Below are 17,528 nucleotides of genomic sequence, written 5' to 3'. Positions count from 1 at the left end.
GAGAGAGCCCCACCGGACAGGCGTCCAGTGGGGCTTCGATCCGATGAACGGTTCGGGTGTTAGGCGGATTTCACGACGTTGGTGGCCTTCATGCCACGCTCGCCGGTGACGACCTCGAAGACGACCTTCTCGCCTTCGCGAAGCGTACGGAAACCCTCGCCTTGAATGGATGAATAGTGAACGAAGATGTCTTCTTCGCCATCACGGGTGATGAACCCGTAGCCCTTCTTATCACTGAACCATTTGACAGTACCTTCCAGTGACATGACCCACGCCCTCCTTGGTGATTCTTCTGACCTTACACTTCAGGGTTCTCAAGAAAAACGTCAAGCGCAAGCGGGTAGGGTTTCACGAAAAGACGGTACAGAGGGCCACTAACAGTAATTCAGACAGTAAAACCATACCAAAACCGGAGATAAAGATAAGCCGCGTAAGAGTTCTGAATAGCAATATGTCCCACGAGACATATTGAGGGCCAAGCTTCGGCTTTTCAACAGTCCGTCCGAAGTAGACCGCCGTCCCGCCCATGGAGGCGCCGCACAGCCAGGCGGCCGCGGCCATGGGCCAGCCCGCGTTGGGACTGGCCATTTTCCGGGCGTCGGGTCTGAATGAGGCCCAGGCCTTCCCGGCGGGCAGCCCCATGAGGAATCCCGCCGCGATCAGCAGACACGCGGACAACCGGGCCGGGATATACGCCAGCACGTCGTCGGCGCGCGCCCCGGCCCAGCCCAGGTCGGCGAAGCGCGGCGTCTTGTACCCCCACATGGAATCCATGGTGCTGACGGTTTTATAGAGCCACAAGAGAGGCGGTCCGCCCAGGCAGAGAAAGAACATGGGCGCAACGAAGGCGTCGCAGAAATTCTCGCTGGCCGTCTCGGCCAGGGTGCGCCACAGCCCCGCTTCGTCCAGGACCGAAGTGTCGCGGCTGACCAGGAAAGCCAGCGCGGCCCTTGCCTCATCCAGACGACCGGACCCGATGAGCGCGGCCACGGCGCGGGTTTCGCGCGTCAGCTGCCCCAGGGCCAGGCCTGCGTAAGCGAGATACAGTGAGAATATCCAGCCCACGGAGGAAATGCGCCCAAGCCAGGCCACCAGGGCGTAAACGCCGAGTCCCAGGAGCGCCGCAACCAGGGCGCCGAAGACGCGCTTGGCGGCAGGTGTCGCGCCGGACTTCCGCCCAGGAGCATCCGGGGAACCCGGGACGCCCTTGTCCCGATCCGGGGGCGAGGGTTGCACGAGGCGTTCCAGGCGCTCGAGCGCCCGGCCGATGAGGCGCACAGGATGCGGCCAGTGGTGCGGATCGCCCAGGGCCATGTCCAGGGCGAAGGCCGCCGCCGGGAGAAAAAGAGTGGAGTCCATACGGGCGCGGAGGATGCCCTCGCCGCGCGGGGGCAGTCAAGCTGCGCCCGCGCGGCGGGGGATGATCTGGCAGGATTTGCGTTACACCGAGAGCGAGTGCACCGTGCCGTCGAGCTGGTCGGCCAGCCGGGAGAGGGCGTCCACGCTCTGGGCGGCGCTGCCCATGTCCCGGGCTGTCTCCTCGGACACCCGGCGCACGTCCTCGACCGCCTTGGATATCTCGTCGCTCGCGGAGGACTGTTCCTCGGCCGCCGCCGCGATGGCGCGGACCTGGTCGGAAGTGTCCACCACCAGCTCCACTATCCGTGCGAGGGCCCGCCCGGACTCACCGGCCAGTTCGGTGGCCCTGCCCACCGCCTGGGAAGCCTGGTCCGCTCCGTCGATGCTCGCGCGCACGCCGTTCTGGATCTCGCCCACGGTCTGACCCACTTCCTTGGTGGCGGTCATGGTCTTCTCGGCGAGCTTGCGCACCTCGTCGGCCACCACGGCGAACCCCCGTCCCGCGTCGCCCGCCCGGGCCGCCTCGATGGCCGCGTTGAGGGCCAGCAGGTTGGTCTGGTCCGCGATGTCGGAGATGACTCCCATGATGCGCCCGATGGCCTCGGCCTGCCCCGAGAGACCGTCCATGCTGTGCATGAGAACCCCCGTGACCGTCTCCACCTGACGAATTGCCTCGACGGCCTTCTCAACCACCGCCGCGCCTTCCCGGGCCTTGGCCTGGGCTTCTCCGGCGCGCTCGGCGGCGGCCGAAGCGCTCTTGGCCACCTCGCTCACCGTTTCGTTCATCTGGCCCATGGCCGCAGAGGTCTCCTCGGTGCGCGTGTTCTGCAACTGTGCCCCCCGGCTGGCGCCCTCCACCTGGGTCGAGAGCGCCCGGCTGGTCTGGGCGAGCCCGCCGGATATCTCCTCGATCTGGCGTACCGCCGAAACCATGCGCTCGCCCTGGCTGACGATCTGGTCCTCCTTGCGGCGAATCTCGGTGTAGTCGAGGTACATGCACAGCCCGCCGCTGACATTGCCGTCCAGGTCGTGCAGGGGCGAGAGCGCCGCCTGGATGAAGCGGGTGTTGCCCTTGATGTTCTTGAACTCCACCTCGCGAACCACCCCCTTGTTCTGGTCCATCACGTCCACGATCAATGCCTTGCGGGAGCGGTCGCCGTAGAAGAACTCGGAGAAGAACATGCCCACGCAGCCCTGGGGCGTGCCGCCGCGCTCCAGCATGTCCAGGGCCATCTGGTTGGTGAAGGTGAGGTGTCCCTTGCGGTCCACGATGGCGTAGGGGATGAGGATGGCTTCCGTGAGCCCGCGCCAGTTGCCCAGGGTGAGCTTGAGCTGGCCGACCACGGTCGTAAGGGAAGCACTCAGGGAATCGAGCCCCGCTGAACAGCAGGACGGAATCTCCGCCTTGAAATCGCCGCCGGCGAGTCTGGATGCGGAATTGTTCAGGCGGTCAAGGTCGCCGGAGACCCGCCCGAACAGGAGGGCTGCGAGTCCCGTGCCCGTGGAGACGCCGACAGCCCCGCCCAGGAGGTAGGACCATGTTCCGGACAGTCCGAAAACCTGTGCGGCCAGGGCGTGGGCGGCCAGGACGACCAGTGTGATGAGGATGCACGCCGCCAGCGCGCGGGAGACGACGGACAGGGATGGAGTCATGAAGGAACCCCTCTTCTGAAATATGGTTTTCCATCCAGCGGGACGCTTTCTCGCCGGACGACTGTGGATAAAAATACACAAGATGGCGAGGGGAGAAAACGGGAAAACAACGGATCCGCAGTTTTCTGTCCCGAAACGTCGTTTCGTTGAACCGGACGGTTGCCCATGCCCACCGGTTGCCCTGGCAGGCATTCATCCCCGGAAGGGGCGGGGTCTTGCGAGGGGATCAGGCGGGCAGGGCGCCGGTGGCGCGGAGGGCCTCGTAGAGCAGGACGGAAGCGGCGTTGGCGATGTTGAGCGAGCGCACGCACCCCCAGATGGGGATGCGCACCAGATGAGGCTGTCCCTCCAGGAGTCCGTCCGGCAGCCCGGTGCTCTCGGAGCCGAAGACGATGGCGTCGCCCTCGCCGTAGGCGAACTGGTGGTAGGGCGTGCCCATGATGCCCCGGTTGCCCGAGGAGGTGAACACCAGCCTGCCCGGGGCCGCCCCTTCCAGAAACGCCTGCCAGTCGGGCCAGACCGAAAGCTTCACGTGGGGCCAGTAGTCGAGCCCCGCGCGCTTGAGGTAGCGGTCGGTGAGCTTGAAGCCCAGGGGCTCCACCAGGTGCAGGGGAGTGTCGGTGGCCGCGCAGAGCCTGGCGATGGAGCCGGTGTTCTGGGGAATCTCGGGAGCGTTGAGGACGAGTTGTATCATGGGTACGAAAAAGCCCCGCTGTCGCGGGGCTTTCGGGGTTCCGGTGGTGGGCGGTCTGGGATTTGAACCCAGGACTTCCACCGTGTGAAGATGGCACTCTAACCGCTGAGTTAACCGCCCGAGGAGGAGCTAATTAGGGAAATCCCCCGGGCTTGGCAAGCACTTTTTTTACGCTCTTGCTTCCGCAACCGGTTTGAGGCAGGAAGACCCCCGGGGGAAGCCTCCCCATATCCCGTTCCAAGAAGGTCTATCCATGCGACTTCTCGTCACCGGCGGGTGCGGATTCATCGGCACCAACTTCGTGTACATGATGCTTAGGAAGCATCCGGATATGGTCATCGTCAACCTGGACAAGCTGACCTACGCCGGAAACCGCTTCAACCTGCTCCCCATCGAGCAGGAGTTCGGCGGCAAGCGCTACCACTTCGTCCACGGCGACATCGCCAACGCCGAACTGGTGGCCCACATCATCACCGACCACAAGATCGACGCCGTGGTCAACTTCGCCGCCGAATCCCATGTGGACCGCTCCATCGCGGACTGCAACCCCTTCATCCTCACCAACGTGCTGGGCACGCAGGTCCTCCTGGACACCGCCCGCCGCCTGGGGCTCCCCAAGTTCGTGCACGTCTCCACCGACGAGGTCTACGGCACGCTCGGCCCCACCGGCAAGTTCACCGAAGAGACGCCCCTTGCGCCCAACAGCCCCTACTCGGCGTCCAAGGCCTCGGCCGACATGCTCTGCCGCGCCTTCTTCGAGACCTACGGCTTCCCCGTGACCATCACCCGCTGCTCCAACAACTACGGGCCCTTCCAGTTCCCGGAGAAGCTCATCCCGCTCATGATCATGAAGGCCGCGCGCGGCGAGTCCCTGCCCGTGTACGGCGACGGCATGAACGTGCGCGACTGGATCTTCGTCACCGACCACTGCCGCGGCGTCGAACTCACCCTGTTCAAGGGCCAGCCCGGCCATGCCTACAATTTCGGCGGCAACGCGGAAAAGCCCAACATCGAGGTGGTCAAGACCATCCTCAAGGCCCTGGGCCAGCCCGAGACGCTCATCAATTACGTCAAGGACCGCCCCGGCCACGACCGCCGCTACGCCATGGACTACTCCCTGGCCGCGCGCGAACTGGGCTTCGAACCCGAATACACCTTCGAGCGCGGCATCGCCGAGACCCTCGAATGGTACAAGGCCAACGCCGCCTGGATGGAACAGGTGCAGAGCGGCTCCTACCGCACCTTCATGGACAAATGGTACGGAGAACGCCAGTGAACGGCCGCGTGGCGGTGCTGGGCGGGCGGACCGGGCTCCTGGGGGTTCCCCTGGCCCAGTCCTTCGAGGCGGGCGGATTCGAGACCGAGCCCCTGGGGCGGGCCGACTTCGACATCTGCGACCCGGCCCGCATGGGCGAATTCCTGGACGAGTACCGGCCCGACTGGCTGGTCAACGCCGTGGCCTACACCGCCGTGGACTTGGCCGAGGACGAACCCAAGGAAGCCGCGCGCCTGAACAAGACCCTGCCCGCCACCCTGGGGCGCCTCTGCGCCGACCGGGGCATCGGCCTCTTGCACTTCAGCACGGATTTCGTCTTCGACGGTAAGAAGAACACCCCTTACGTCGAGGACGACCCTACCGGCCCCATGAGCGTCTACGGCCAGAGCAAGCTCGACGGCGAAAAGGCCCTCCTGGCCCTCAAGATGCCAAGGCTCCTCATCGCCCGCGTGGCCTGGCTGTTCGGACCGCAGAAGAAGAACTTCGTGCGCACCATCCTGAACCTGGCCCGGCAGCGCTCCGAGCTCAAGGTGGTCCACGACCAGATCGGCTCGCCCTCCTACACCCTGGACCTGGCCGAATACGCCGTGGCCCTGGTGAAGGCCAAGGCCGAAGGAATCTTCCACCTGGCCAACGCAGGCCGGGCCAGCTGGTGCGAACTGGCCAGCGAGGCCGTCCAGGCCGCCGGCTACGAGTGCAAGGTGCTGCCCATCACCAGCGCCGAATATCCGCTCAAGGCCGTGCGCCCGGCGTACTCGGTGCTTGATACGTCCAAGTTCGCCAAGACCACCGGAATCTCCCCTCGCCCCTGGCTCAAGGCCCTGCGGGAATACGTGTTCGCGGAAATGGCGGCGGAAGAAGCCGAGTAGCCGCACACCCTCTTGAACAAATCAAGGCAGGAAGTGCGGTTTTTCGCGCTTCCTGCCTTTTTTCATGCCCGAACGTCTTCACATCGATCGGCGCGAAGCGAAGCGGGATTCCAAAGGGATGGCAATTCCGCAGGAAGCGGAGTCGGGCGTTGCGCAGCAGCGCCCGAAGAGTGAGGGCCAGGATGGCCAGAGTCAACTCCCTTTGGCCGCCGGAGGCACCCTCTTCTCTTACTCTATCTACAACGGATCGTCGCAATTCTGCGCCATGATCTGATAGTAAGGCGTGTTCGACAGGTACTCCAGGGAGTAGATGTTCACCGGAAAGTTGTCCGCATCGTAACGTGCTGAGAACACCTGCTCGCCCCTCCTCCACAGATAGAGCGCCCGGCCCGAGGAGTTGTCCTCGCAGACGACGCTCGCCTTTCCGTGCGTCTCACGAATCACCTTGGCCAGGGCCTGCTTCTCGAACTGGTCCGTCACAGTCAGCAGGATGCGCACCCTGGAGAGCCGGTCGTTCTCGAAATAATACGCCACCTGCGAGACATCCTTGCCGAACATCCGGCCCAGGTCGGACTCACGCATGGTGAAGTCGTCGAAATCGCTCTCCTTCATGGTAAACGCCGTGCCGCGAAACTCCCTGTCGGAGCGGGAATAGGCCACGATTTTCACCGCATTGGAGAGATCGGTCGGCCGGTGAGCCGTGTTGGCGGCGCACAGCGCCCGGAAATCCTTCTCCATGCGGGCGGGAATAGGGTCGCCAAGGCGCAGGCCCCCGAATCCGGCCGGGAGGTCCTCCCCGGCGCGGGCGAAACCGGCCCCAAGTAATCCGGCGAGGAGCACCAGAAAAACCGCTGACAGAGAAACGTTTTTCATCTCGCAAAACTCCGCCGTGCCGGCCGGGCTGTCCGGTCCGGGCAATGCCGTTAGTAATCGGAAACCTTTTTGGGCAAGGTGGCCACCCAGAGCCTGGGGGTCTCCCGGCTGGGCTTGAAGCTGATGACCGCCTTGGTGGGCTGGCCCGCGTAGGTCAGCACGCCCCCCTGCCCCAGCTGGTAACGAGGGGCGTCGAGCACGGGCCTGCCCGATTCGTCCGAGGCGTAGCCCGCGATCTGGGCCTCCAGCCCGAAGCCGTGGCCGCTCATCACCGCCAGGGTGAGCCCGTCGGAGAGAAGGGTCATGCTCTCGGCGTAACGGTCCTTGAATCCGGCGGCGTGCAGGTCCACCACCAGGGTTTTGCGGGCCAGGTTGAGCTTCATCTTGCTCCACTGGGCCCTGTCCGTGAGCACCTCGATGGGCTGGCCCGCGTCGTTGAAGACGCGGTTGATGTTGCTGGTCTGGGTGAGGTCCACGGCGTAGATCAGGCTGCGCGGCCTGCCGTCCTTGCCCGGCCCCTGCTCCAGCACCAGCAGGCGCTTGTCCGCGACGGCCACCACCTCGCCCGTGGACACCTGGGACGGATCGGCGAACGCCTCCTCGTCGATGGGATACGGAAGCTGGCGCACACGCTCGGTGTCGGGATCGAACTCCACGATGCGGCTGAAGATGGCGGGCTTGCCCCCAACGGACAGAACGCCGCGCATGATGGTGTAGATCTTTCCGGTGGGGCTTATGCTCACGCCCGAGAAGCCCCATCCGGCGCGGCAGGTGGCCAGGTAGTCCTCCAGGCCGTCGCCCGGGACCAGCATGGAGGAGACGCGCCCGTCGCGCGGGGAGACCCGGGCCAGGGCCGGGCGGTATCCGTCGACCAGCCAGAACACGCCGCGCTTGAAATCGTAGGCCACGCCCTGGGGGTCGATGCCGTGGGGGTTGTTCGCAAGCCGATTGAGCGCCAGGTCGAGCGGGGCCTCGGCCTGCCCGCCGGTTATCACCGGGGCGGGAGGCAGCCCCGTAAGCGGCGTGCCGTCCTCGTCCTTGAGGGGCAGCATGCCCACCACCTCGGCCTTGTTGCCAAAGAGGCGCATGGTGGCGATGGCCGGGGCGAATCCGGGCAGCACGAACACCGACGAGGGGACGAGCCCTCCGGGCACGGCCACCATGGGTCCGGCCAAGGTGGGGCCGCGCCCGGTGAGCGTGTGCAGCACCATGGCCCCGTCGGGCTGGGCCTGGGCGCAGTTCAGGCCGAAGCCCAGGCCAGGGGTGAACCCCTGGGGAAACTGGGCCTTGAGCCCTTCGGGCGCGGGGATGTTCATGGAGGCCGGGACCACCACCTCGGGGGAGCGTATGTCGGGAGCCTGGGCACGGGACGGGAAGGACTGCGCCGCCAGCGCCAGGACGGCCAGGGTCAGACAGCGAACGAAACGAAATGCCATCGAGGTCTCCTGAAGCCTCCCCGGGGAGGCTGGCCGGGGGGGCGCATCGACAGACGCGGGGGCAAAAGCTCCCGCCGGCCCGGGGCCGGAAGCCCGGGGCGATCCCTTCACGCGGCCTAGGGATGGATGATCGTGCGAAACGCGCCCACGCCCGCCGTCAGGACTTGAAATCCTGGGCCTCGATCCCTAACCGTTTCAGAATTTTCTGTAAACTCGCCCGCTCCAGCCCGCTCACCCGGGCGGCCTCGGAAATGTTGCCCTTGGTGCGTCCCAGCAGCTGGTCCACGTAGGTGCGGGTGAAGGCTTCCAGGGCCTGGTTCTTGGCCTCCTGGTAGCTGCCCAGCACGCAGGCGGGCGGTTCGGTCATGCCCGCGCCGTTGTCCACCAGCCGGGCCGAGCGGGCGTCGATGACCTCGCCAGGGGAAAAGACCACCAGCCGGCGCATGAAGTTGAGCAGTTCGCGCACGTTGCCCGGCCATTCGCGCCCGGCCAGATAGCCCAGGGCGTCCGGGGTGAGCTCGCGTTCGGGCAGGTTCATCTCCTTGCAGGTGCGGCGCAGGAAGTGGACCGCCAGAAGGGGCACGTCGTCGCGGCGCTCGCGCAGGGCCGGAGTGTGGATGGTGAGCACGTTCAGCCGGTAGAAGAGGTCCTCGCGGAAGGTGCGGTCCTTGATCTTGTTTTCCAGGTGCTGATTGGTGGAGGCGATGATGCGCACGTCCACCTTCACGGTGTCGCTGCCGCCCACGGCGCGCACCTCGCTCTCCTGGAGCACGCGCAGGAGCTTGGTCTGGATGTTCATGGGGATGTCCCCGATTTCGTCGAGGTGGATCGTGCCGCCCTCGGCCGCCAGGAACAACCCCTTGCTGGCCCGTTCCGCGCCGGTGAAGGCGCCCTTCACGTGGCCGAAGAGTTCCGACTCCAGCAGCTGCTCCGGGATGGCCGGGCAGTTCACCGAGACCATTGGGCCGTCGTTTCGCCCGCTCAGGCGGTGGATGGCCCGGGCCACCACCTCCTTGCCGGTGCCGGATTCACCCTGGATGAGCACCGTGTAGTTGGACCCGGCCACGGCCGAGATGGTCTGCTTGAGCCGGAGCACCCCGGCCGACTCGCCGATGAGTTCGCGCCAGGTTTCGGCCTCGGCCACGGACTCCCGCAGGCGGCGGTTCTCGGAGAGAAGGCGCATGCGCTCCAGGGCCTTGTCCAGGGCCAGGAACAGGTCTTCGGGCTCCACGGGCTTGGTGATGAAGTCGTAGGCCCCGGCCTTGAGCGCGGCCACGGCCGAGCCCACGTCGCCGTGGGCCGAGAGCATCACCACGGTGAGCTGGGGGTTCACGGCGCGGGCGCGCTCGAGAAGCTCCTGGCCGTTCATGCCGGGCATGCGCAGGTCCGTGAACACCAGCCCCGGGGATTTCTCCTCCAGAAGCGACAGGGCGCTCTCGCCGTCGTTGGCCTGGATGATCGTGAGGCCGGGATGGCGCGAGCCGATGAGCCGGGCCAGACCCTTGGCGAAGTCGGGCTGGTCGTCGACGAGAAGGATGGTTTCAGGCCGCGTCACGGTCGGCCTCCCGGGCCCCGGCCAGGGGCAGTCTGATGATGAATTCGGCTCCGGGTCCGCTCAGGGCTTCCACGCTTCCTCCCATGTCGTTCACAAGGCCGAAGACCACGGCCAGTCCCAGTCCGGTTCCCTTGCCCACCTCCTTGGTGGTGAAGAAGGGATCGAAGATGCGCCCCAGGTTCTCCGGGGCGATGCCCGGGCCGTCGTCGGCCACGCGCAGCACGGCCTGCCCGTCCTCCAGGCCGGCCGTCACCTTGATGGTCCCGCCGCCAGGGGCTACTGCGTCCAAGGCGTTTATGAGCAGGTTGGAGAGAATCTGCTCCAGCGACGTGGTGTCGGCCTTGACCGGGGGCAGGCCCTCGGGGGCGTCCACCGTGAGGTTCACGCCCTCGGCCGACGCCTGGGCCTGGAACACGCTTGCCGTCCGCCGGGCCACCAGGCCCAGGTCGCAGGATTCGTCCGCGCCTTTCTTGGGCCGCACGAAGTCCAGGAGGTCGCGCAGCACCTTCTGGGCCTGGCGGGTGTGGCGCAGGATGACCTCCACGTCCTCGCGGCTCTCGTCCAGTCCGGAGGAGGCCTTGAGCAGTTCGCCGTAGAACAGGATGACCCCCAGGGGATTGTTGATCTCGTGGGCCAGCCCGGCGGCCAGGCGTCCCACGGCCACCAGTTTTTCGTTCTGCAGGGCCAGATCGCGCATGCGCCGCTCCCCGGTCACCTCGCGGGCGTAGGCCACCAGGCGCCCGCCCCGGCCCTGGTATTCCGGCAGGGGATAGAGCGACACCAGGAACGTCCTGTCCCCGGGGAGCTTCACCTCGCGCACGGAGGGCCCGGCCAGCACGTCCGCCGGCAGGGGGCGCCCGGCCTCGATGCCCAGCGCCTCGCGCAGGAGCTTCTGGGCGTCCTGGCCCCCCTCGACCCCGGACACCGCCAGCTGCCTGGCGGATTCGTTGGCCAGCACCACCTGGCCGCTTACGTCCAGGAGGGCCACAGGGTCGCTAATCCCCTCGAACACGGCGTGGAGCAGGTCGTTTTGCCGGATGAGGTTGTCCAGGGCGTCCATGTTCTCCATGACCACGCCCAGCTGCTGCCCCACGGCCATGAGCACGCCCGTGGGCATGGGCTCGGGCGTGCTCCCGGGCTCCCAGCACAGGGTGAGCAGGCCGTGGACCGCCCCTGAAGTTCGCACCGGGATGTAGGCGCAGCCGTCCTTGAACTGGGTTTCGCCGCGCGCGGCCATGCGCTCCCAGGCTTTGGGCATGGGGGCCGCGGCCTGCTGGTCCGGCCACGAGTACGAGGCCCCCACGGCCATGGTGCAGCAGAACGTCACCCGGTTCGCGCCGAAGCGCTTGCCCACCAGTTCCAGGCAGCTGTCCAGGATGTCCTTGCGGTCGGCGGTGTGGTTGAGCCCGTTGAGAAGATTCACGAACAGGGCCACATCCGCCCGGCGCGCCTCGGCCTCGCGCGAGAGCTCGCGGGTGCGCCCGGCCACCATGCCCTCCAGGTTGGCCGCGTAGGACTGCAGCTGCCCCCTGGCCTGGCGCAGGCTCTCGGCGAACTGTTCCATGGAGGCCAGCATCTGCTCGATCTCGTCGCTGGAGCGGTCCAGGGGATGCGGGCGGGACGCGGCCGCCGCCTCGCTGGCCGCCTCGGGGAAGTACCGCCCCATCACCGACAGGGCCCGGTGGAGGTTGTGCACCACCAGGCGGTTGAAGAAGAAGTAGATGGCCCCGAAGAGAAACAGCGCCCCGAGGCTGAACATGAGCACGAATCCCAGCGTTGCGCCCTGGATGCGCTCGGCGGTGGCCTGCATGGGAAGCCTGACCACGTGGGCTCCGGCCAGCTCCCCTTCCTTGCGGTGGAAGCCCCGGTCCGCCCCGTACGCCTGCACCAGGTCGCGCGGGGCCTGGTCCGGGTCGCCGTGGCAGCGCAGGCAGAAGCTCTGGTAGCGCACGGGCCGGGCCATCACCAGGTATTCCTGCCCGCTCTCCTTGATGAACGCCTCGTCCCATTGCCGGGACGGATCGGCCTTGAACCGGGTGATGAAGTCGCGCTCGAGCCCGGCGGCCTCCAGGTCCGGGCTGCGCGCGCCGATGGCCACGCGCCGGAAGCGGTAGTCCTCATTGCCCTCCTGCCCGGTGGGCCCCATGGCGGCCCGGGCCAGGGCCGTGCAGGACATGGCCTCCAGGAGGCCCTGATCCTCCAGGAGGATGCCGGTGATGGCCGGGCGCAGGTTGTCCTGCACGTAGCCGTGCAGAGACTCCACCCCGCGCAGGATCACCTGGGCCTTGCCCCGGGCCTCCTGCTCGAGGGTCTGGCGCAGGTACTGTTGCAGCAGGTAGACGAAGAACACGCCGATCACCGCCATCATGGCGGCCAGACCCAGAATGAACTTGGTCTGGAGGTTGCGCGGCTTGAATATGGTCATGGATGTCGATCCTTGCGTCCTGGGAGCCCATCCGGGCGAGCCGGCCCTGTCTGAACAGGGGGGTGAGTCCTCCAAGGTGCATCCTTGAAAACGCACCCTGCAAACTCAAGTTTGCAAAAGAAAGTCGTCCTGTCCACTCCTATTTTCAAATAGACCATTAAATCAGCGTGTTACAAAATGACGCAGACTTGGCACCCCCTTTGCTAATAAGAAGGCGGGTTGGTTGTGGTGGGGGATGCCGCGAGAAGTAGAGCGCTCGCGGCCATCGTCCACACCGAGTCGAGAGCATCCGGCCTTGCGCCGGGCCTCTTCCCTCAGGGCAGGGCCGCGAAGATGACGATCTTCGCGGCCCTATATTTTCGCTTGCCTTTCTGCAAGCCTGCCTTATCCTCACAGGATACATGCCACCGCTATCAAAAGACATCGACAACGCCTGCCGATTCGAAAAACGACTGGACATCCGCTGCGAACTGACGCGCCTCATCGAGGAAGCGCCGGAACCGGCGCGCGTGGCCATCCTGCACCTGATCGTCTCCATCAAGACCAGCCTGGACATCCTGGTCAAGCGGCCGGATTTCGAAAACCTGGCCAAGACCGCGCACAACTGGGGCGAACTGCTCACCGGCCTCACCGAGCTGCGCCTGGACCTGGACAGGATCAAGTCCTCGCGCATCGCCAGGCTGCGCCACTGCCACCCGCACTACGTCCAGCTGGAGCACCGCTTCGAATTGCTGAAAAGGGCCTACGAGAGCAGCACCCTGGTCATCGAGATTCTCTACTCCCTGGTGGCCGCCGGGCAGGAGTTCACCACGGCCGAGGAAGTACTCGAACAGTCCGGCGAGATCCTGCTGCGGGAGCTGGGCGCCGACCTCTACGTCAGCCGCCTGCGCGACGACGAGGGCAGCTGGATCAACGTCTCGGCCAGCGACGCCGAGGAGAAGCAGACCCCCATCTTCGTCTGGGCCATGGAAGACTCCCTGCCCAACCATCCGGTCATGCGCGCCGTGCACGAGCGCGGGGTGTTCCACGTGCTCTCCAACGACCTGCGCGGCCTGGAGCGCGGCGGCGAATCCGTGGACTGCATGGCCTACCGCGAGGGCTACCGCTCGCGCCTGGCCTTCCTGCTGCGCGGCCCCGACTGCGACGCTTTCGGGGCCATCATGCTCTACTCCCACCAGCCCGGGTTCTTCGACCGCTACGATTCGCAGTTCCTGGCCGACGCCTCCAAGATCATCTCGCTCACCGTGGGCCGCCAGCTCGAACTGGGCAAGGACGCCCTGGCCAAGGCCGCCGGCGGCATGGCCCACGTGGGCAACAACGTGCTGGGCATCATGATGAACTACAACGCCCTGGTCATGGAGGAGCTGCAGTACATCTCGGCCGACGTGAAGGCGGCCCTGGCGCGCACCCTGCCCGACCGCGACGTGGAGGGCCTGGCCCGGGAGATCGAATCCCTGCGCAAGCTCCTCATCGAGCTGGACCTGGACCGCAAGATACATTCCCTGCAGGGCGTGGCCGACGCCATCCTGCGCCTCAAGGCCGCCATCGAGAACCTGCTCGGCCAGGTGAACAAGCCGGTGCTCATGCCCTACGTGCGCGGCCAGGAGGTGCTCGACCTGGAGCACACCAACGCCCCCGGCGGGCACCCGTCGTAAGAAGCCTCGGGCCTCAAGGCCCCCCGGGCGGGGCTGGCTGGGCTTACCCTCCTCATACCATGCGGGACTGTCCCCCTTCCCCGGCTTCGACCGATCAAGCCTGGGTGATGATCACCTTCTTCGTGTAGTAGGTCACGGTGTAGGTGGTGGTCACCGTGTCCTCGGCGCCGGTGGTGGGCGTCGCCTGGCCGGTCGCCTCCGGGCCCGCGGTGACGGTGGCCATCTGGCCCAGCGGGATGGGGATCTGCGCGCCGATCTTGAGCTTGATCCCGTCCATGCTCTCCGAGGTCTTGTGGGTCACGGAAACCGTCTGGGGCGGGCTCTTCTCCAGCACGATGTTGTAGGTGAAGCTCGACTGGTCGAAAGGTCCGCCGATTCCCTGGAAGAAAATGGGCTCGCCGTTGATGGTCAGGCCCAGGGCCGCCTTGATGAGAATCTGATCCTTCGGGTCCTTGATTGACATGGTGCCGCTGGCCGGGTTGTCGATCAGGTTGTAGTCCGGGGCGCGGTAGATCACGACCTGGTAGTCCCCTGCGGCCGCCTTGTCCACGCCCGCGATGAGGGCCGAGCCCGAGACCTGGTAGTCCTGGAAGATGAAGGTGAAATTCTGGGTCTTCACGCCCACGGGCTTGGCCGGGGCCGGGGCGGATTTGGGCGCGGGCGGAGGCGTGGGCGCGGGCTGGCCGGGAGCCGGAGTTGGCTGCGTCGCCGCAGCCGGTGGAGTGGGAGCCGGGGGCTGCTGAACCGGAGTTTGGGCCGGTGCGGGCTGCGCCGGAGTGCTGGCGGCTGGGGGGGCTGGGGCTGCGGCTGGCTGGGCCGGGGCTGCCGGAGTGGCCGGTGCCGGTACCCCTGCCGCCACGGACTGGGCCTTGACCGCCGCGTCGGAAAGCGAGGTGAGCAGCCCTTTGAGCTGGTCCAGGCCGGAGAGGTTGTTGAATATCCCCGGGGTCTTGAGCACGTCCAGGGCGGCGCGCAGGCCGATGGGGTCCGGGGCAGGGGCGGGCTGCTGGATGCCCAGCAGCGAGGCGGGCAGCCCGGCCGGGGTGAGGTTCTGGGCCACGGCTCCGCTCACCGGGCCGATTCCGGTGATGGCCGGGGCCTCTTCCGGAATGGGCGAGGTCTGCCAATCCCAGAAACGGGTGTTGTCGATCACCTCCGAGGCGTTGCAGTGGCCGAGCTTGGCCTCCCCGAACACGCCCCGGGTAGGCACGCTGAGAAGCCTTTCCACGCGCGCGTCGGCCACCACGGGCAGTTTCATGGCCCGCCCGGCCAGGCGGACCACTCCGGCCGGGTCGAACAGCTCGGGATCAAGAGGCATGACCAATTGATCCCCCAGGACGTCCAGCACCCGGTTCTCCACCGCGCTGAACAGGGGCAGCTTGGTCCCGCTTAAGCTCACCGTGGCCGAGGCCAGGCGGGCGTAGCGCAGGCTGGGATCCTCGGCCAGCCAGATCTGGCGGTAGTAGTAGGCCTTGTTGCTATTCAGATGGGCCATGAGCCGCACATAGGCGTGGCGCTGCTCCGGGGTCAGGGCCTGCATGGGCGTTGCCGGGGCCGGAGCCACGGGCGGGGCCGCGCAGGGGATGCTGGGGAATTTCTCATAGGAGGCGGAGCTGGGGTCCGCACCGGCATAGTAGGTCTTGTTGCCGCTCCAGGAGCCGAGCCGGTGCTCCACCCCGTTTACGTCCACGCCGATGACCTCGATTCCGGTCAGCATGAGAATGTTGGTATGCTTCTCGTTCTCCCAGACCCCCATGTTCACCACGAAGAAGCCGATGTCCCGCCAGGCCATGGGCCCGTTTGCGGGAATGCCCTGGCCTTCCAGGGAGCCGCTGTTGGCCCGGTCGAAGTCCCAGGCCAACTCGGTAATGCCCGAGAAATTTTTCAGGCTGACCGGGTTGGCCATCTTGTGGTCGGCTATGTCCACGCTGGCCACGCCGTTGCAGGTCACTTCCCCGCAGTGGAAGAGGAAGCGGAACAGGCTGAACTGCAGGTCCCCGGGCTGGGGCGGGGGCGGGGGCGGCCCCTCCTGCTCCAGGGCGAAGAGCAGCTCGATGGCGTCGAACCCGCTTTCAAGCGAGGCCAGGAGCAGCACCGGTTCCAGAAAGCGGCGGTAGGCGAAGACCGAGGCGTCCGTGAAATCCGGCATGAGCTGGCGCAGCAGCAGGGCCGGGCGGACCGCTCCCCGCTCCACCACCACCCGGTAGTGGCGCAGCACCTCGTAGTACAGGAGCGTCATGGCGTGGGAGTGGTTGTGGTTGCGCACGGTGCGCGTCTGCATGGTCTGGCTCTGCTTCTGGGTGGACTGGATGACCACGGTGCTGCGCAAATCGCGCACCGAGGTGCTGACCTGGGCAAAGCGGTCCAGGAGCTGCTGGGTGGTCTCGGCGCTCACATTGCGCTCGCCGCTTGTGGAGGCGAAGGACGCGCCCAGGGAGTAGGCCGCCCCCACGTTTCCCCCGTAGCCCCCGGTGATGGACTCGCCGCCCATGACGCTCGAGCCGCGCTGCCATTCCTGGATCGAGGCGTCCACCACCTCGCCCACGGTGCGGTCCCGGCTGGTCTGGTGCTCCAGGGTGTCGCTCAGCCCGGTGTGCTCCGCCCGGGTGTCGGTTGAGGTCCTGGCCCAGTCGATGACCGCGATGTTCACCTGCTCGCCCGGAGCCAACGGCAGGCTGTAGAGGATCTGGCCCAGGCCGTGGCCGATGGGCAGCCAGGTCACGTCGTAGTCGATGGCCAGGGCCAGGGCGGCCGAGGTGGATATGCCCAGGGCGCCGCTTAAGAACTCGGGGCTTGCCTTGGCCACCGTGGAGCCCAGATTGCCGATGCTGGCGCTGGACCAGGGCGTCCGGCTTTTGGACGGGGGCGTCGGGGCCAGGCCGGTCTTGGTGTCCGGGAAGGTGAGTTCGGCGGAAGCGGCCAGGGGCGCCAGCTGCACGCAGGTGAATTCCTGGGTGGCGATGTTGGAGGGCAGGATGGCCTCGCAGCCGTCCTGGCCGATGATGGCAGCCGGCATCTGGGAGAACGAGGTGGGGGAAAGATACCAGTCCATGAGGCTCGGAGCCTGGATCGAGGCGAAGCCCTGGCCCGCGTCCGCGTAGACGCTGCCCGGATCCACCATCAGGCGCACCACCACCGCGAAGTCGCGCACGTTCTCCACGTCCAGGGCGTCCAGGGACTGGGCCAGCGGGGAGTAGGGGTGCAACCAGAGATGGTCCAGGCTGAGCGCCGGGTTGGACTGGCTCTCAAAGGCCAGTTGGGTTTGCAGGTCGGTCATGCGCCGCACCAGCGGCGTAAGGTCGAAGGAGACGTACCCGGCCTGGTCCGTGGCCAGGGTTCCCAAGGGCACGTCGTAGGAAGTGGGGGGTTGCGCCTGATTCGCCACCGGACCGGGCGTCGCCGAGATCGCGGCGTGGGCGAAAAAGGGCACGCCAAAGAGCGGCCCGCCGGTCTGGGTCGAGGTGAGGATGACGCACAGCCGTACGGGAAAAGGCTCGGAGCCGAATGCAATCGCGGACATGGACCCTCCTGGGAGGCTGTTTGCGGCCATACGGACAGCTCCGGCCGGGCGGGCGGGCGTTTCATTGCCGAATATCTTGACGGATACCGGAGCATAGCATTGTTTCAAACATAATGTACACGCCGCCGGTTCCGTTTGTGGTCGAGAACAGCCTGCATTTCCGGTCAAACTTGACAGCGGAAGCGGGCGTTGTTAGCTGGTTGGCACTCTCAG

The 17,528-nt window shown here is 66.5% G+C and carries 12 protein-coding genes and 1 tRNA gene; 3 read left to right on the top strand and 10 right to left on the bottom strand.

The window, feature by feature from the left end:
* Nucleotides 1-59: 59 nt before the first annotated feature.
* From ML540_RS04350 to ML540_RS04330, 5 genes are all read right to left on the bottom strand, one after another.
* Entirely contained in the window at nt 60-266 is a 207-nt protein-coding gene (locus ML540_RS04350; protein WP_243358756.1) for a cold-shock protein, read from the bottom strand.
* Nucleotides 267-348: 82 nt separating this feature from the next.
* Nucleotides 349-1,359: a CobD/CbiB family cobalamin biosynthesis protein gene (locus ML540_RS04345; RefSeq protein WP_243358751.1), complete on the bottom strand. Its 1,011-nt coding sequence runs from the start codon at nt 1,357-1,359 to the stop codon at nt 349-351.
* Between the two features lie 81 nt (nt 1,360-1,440).
* On the bottom strand, nt 1,441-3,012 hold the full coding sequence (locus ML540_RS04340) for a methyl-accepting chemotaxis protein (RefSeq protein WP_243358749.1): 1,572 nt from the start codon (nt 3,010-3,012) through the stop codon (nt 1,441-1,443).
* A gap of 226 nt (nt 3,013-3,238) precedes the next feature.
* Entirely contained in the window at nt 3,239-3,703 is a 465-nt protein-coding gene (locus tag ML540_RS04335) for a tRNA (cytidine(34)-2'-O)-methyltransferase (RefSeq protein WP_423747883.1), read from the bottom strand.
* A gap of 47 nt (nt 3,704-3,750) precedes the next feature.
* A tRNA-Val gene (locus ML540_RS04330) sits at nt 3,751-3,826 on the bottom strand.
* Between the two features lie 133 nt (nt 3,827-3,959).
* Between ML540_RS04330 and rfbB the strand changes: the two genes are divergently transcribed.
* A complete protein-coding gene (rfbB, locus tag ML540_RS04325; protein WP_243358745.1) occupies nt 3,960-4,982 on the top strand; it encodes a dTDP-glucose 4,6-dehydratase in 1,023 nt (340 codons plus the stop codon).
* Nucleotides 4,979-5,851 (top strand): dTDP-4-dehydrorhamnose reductase, encoded by an 873-nt coding sequence (gene rfbD, locus ML540_RS04320; protein WP_243358744.1) that lies wholly within the window; start codon nt 4,979-4,981, stop codon nt 5,849-5,851. The genes rfbB and rfbD overlap by 4 nt, the downstream gene beginning before the upstream one ends.
* 237 nt (nt 5,852-6,088) lie before the next feature.
* Here rfbD and ML540_RS04315 read toward each other — a convergent pair whose 3' ends face one another.
* The 4 genes from ML540_RS04315 to ML540_RS04300 form a co-directional block, all read right to left on the bottom strand.
* Nucleotides 6,089-6,724, bottom strand: a complete 636-nt coding sequence (locus tag ML540_RS04315; RefSeq protein WP_243358742.1) for a hypothetical protein — start codon at nt 6,722-6,724, stop codon at nt 6,089-6,091.
* Nucleotides 6,725-6,774: 50 nt separating this feature from the next.
* On the bottom strand, nt 6,775-8,160 hold the full coding sequence (locus tag ML540_RS04310) for an esterase-like activity of phytase family protein (protein WP_243358740.1): 1,386 nt from the start codon (nt 8,158-8,160) through the stop codon (nt 6,775-6,777).
* A 157-nt stretch (nt 8,161-8,317) separates the two neighbouring features.
* Nucleotides 8,318-9,715, bottom strand: a complete 1,398-nt coding sequence (locus ML540_RS04305; RefSeq protein WP_243358738.1) for a sigma-54-dependent transcriptional regulator — start codon at nt 9,713-9,715, stop codon at nt 8,318-8,320.
* The gene (locus ML540_RS04300) at nt 9,702-12,140 is read right to left on the bottom strand and encodes a c-type heme family protein (protein ID WP_243358737.1); all 2,439 of its coding nucleotides are present in this window, start codon (nt 12,138-12,140) and stop codon (nt 9,702-9,704) included. Before ML540_RS04300 ends, ML540_RS04305 begins: the two co-directional genes overlap by 14 nt.
* A gap of 401 nt (nt 12,141-12,541) precedes the next feature.
* On the opposite strand from ML540_RS04300, the gene ML540_RS04295 reads away from it, so the two are divergent.
* Nucleotides 12,542-13,795, top strand: a complete 1,254-nt coding sequence (locus ML540_RS04295) for a histidine kinase (RefSeq protein WP_243358736.1) — start codon at nt 12,542-12,544, stop codon at nt 13,793-13,795.
* A 94-nt stretch (nt 13,796-13,889) separates the two neighbouring features.
* Here the strand turns inward: ML540_RS04295 and ML540_RS04290 are convergent, their stop codons facing one another.
* Nucleotides 13,890-17,315: a hypothetical protein gene (locus tag ML540_RS04290; RefSeq protein WP_243358735.1), complete on the bottom strand. Its 3,426-nt coding sequence runs from the start codon at nt 17,313-17,315 to the stop codon at nt 13,890-13,892.
* Nucleotides 17,316-17,528 lie beyond the last annotated feature (213 nt).

Origin of the sequence: Fundidesulfovibrio terrae (assembly GCF_022808915.1) — a bacterium.
GTDB classification, from domain to species: domain Bacteria; phylum Desulfobacterota; class Desulfovibrionia; order Desulfovibrionales; family Desulfovibrionaceae; genus Fundidesulfovibrio; species Fundidesulfovibrio terrae.
The sequence above is the reverse complement of the archived record's forward strand: the minus strand, read 5'-3'. Positions and strand labels throughout refer to the sequence as shown.

Bases quoted from the DNA above. Each gene is read 5' to 3' on its own strand.
- ML540_RS04295 (WP_243358736.1), top strand. From the start codon at position 12,542: ATGCCACCGCTATCAAAAGACATCGACAACGCCTGCCGATTCGAAAAA.
- ML540_RS04310 (WP_243358740.1), bottom strand. From the start codon at position 8,160: ATGGCATTTCGTTTCGTTCGCTGTCTGACCCTGGCCGTCCTGGCGCTG.
- ML540_RS04350 (WP_243358756.1), bottom strand. From the start codon at position 266: ATGTCACTGGAAGGTACTGTCAAATGGTTCAGTGATAAGAAGGGCTAC.
- ML540_RS04315 (WP_243358742.1), bottom strand. From the start codon at position 6,724: ATGAAAAACGTTTCTCTGTCAGCGGTTTTTCTGGTGCTCCTCGCCGGA.
- ML540_RS04345 (WP_243358751.1), bottom strand. From the start codon at position 1,359: ATGGACTCCACTCTTTTTCTCCCGGCGGCGGCCTTCGCCCTGGACATG.
- ML540_RS04300 (WP_243358737.1), bottom strand. From the start codon at position 12,140: ATGACCATATTCAAGCCGCGCAACCTCCAGACCAAGTTCATTCTGGGT.
- ML540_RS04290 (WP_243358735.1), bottom strand. From the start codon at position 17,315: ATGTCCGCGATTGCATTCGGCTCCGAGCCTTTTCCCGTACGGCTGTGC.
- rfbB (WP_243358745.1), top strand. From the start codon at position 3,960: ATGCGACTTCTCGTCACCGGCGGGTGCGGATTCATCGGCACCAACTTC.
- ML540_RS04340 (WP_243358749.1), bottom strand. From the start codon at position 3,012: ATGACTCCATCCCTGTCCGTCGTCTCCCGCGCGCTGGCGGCGTGCATC.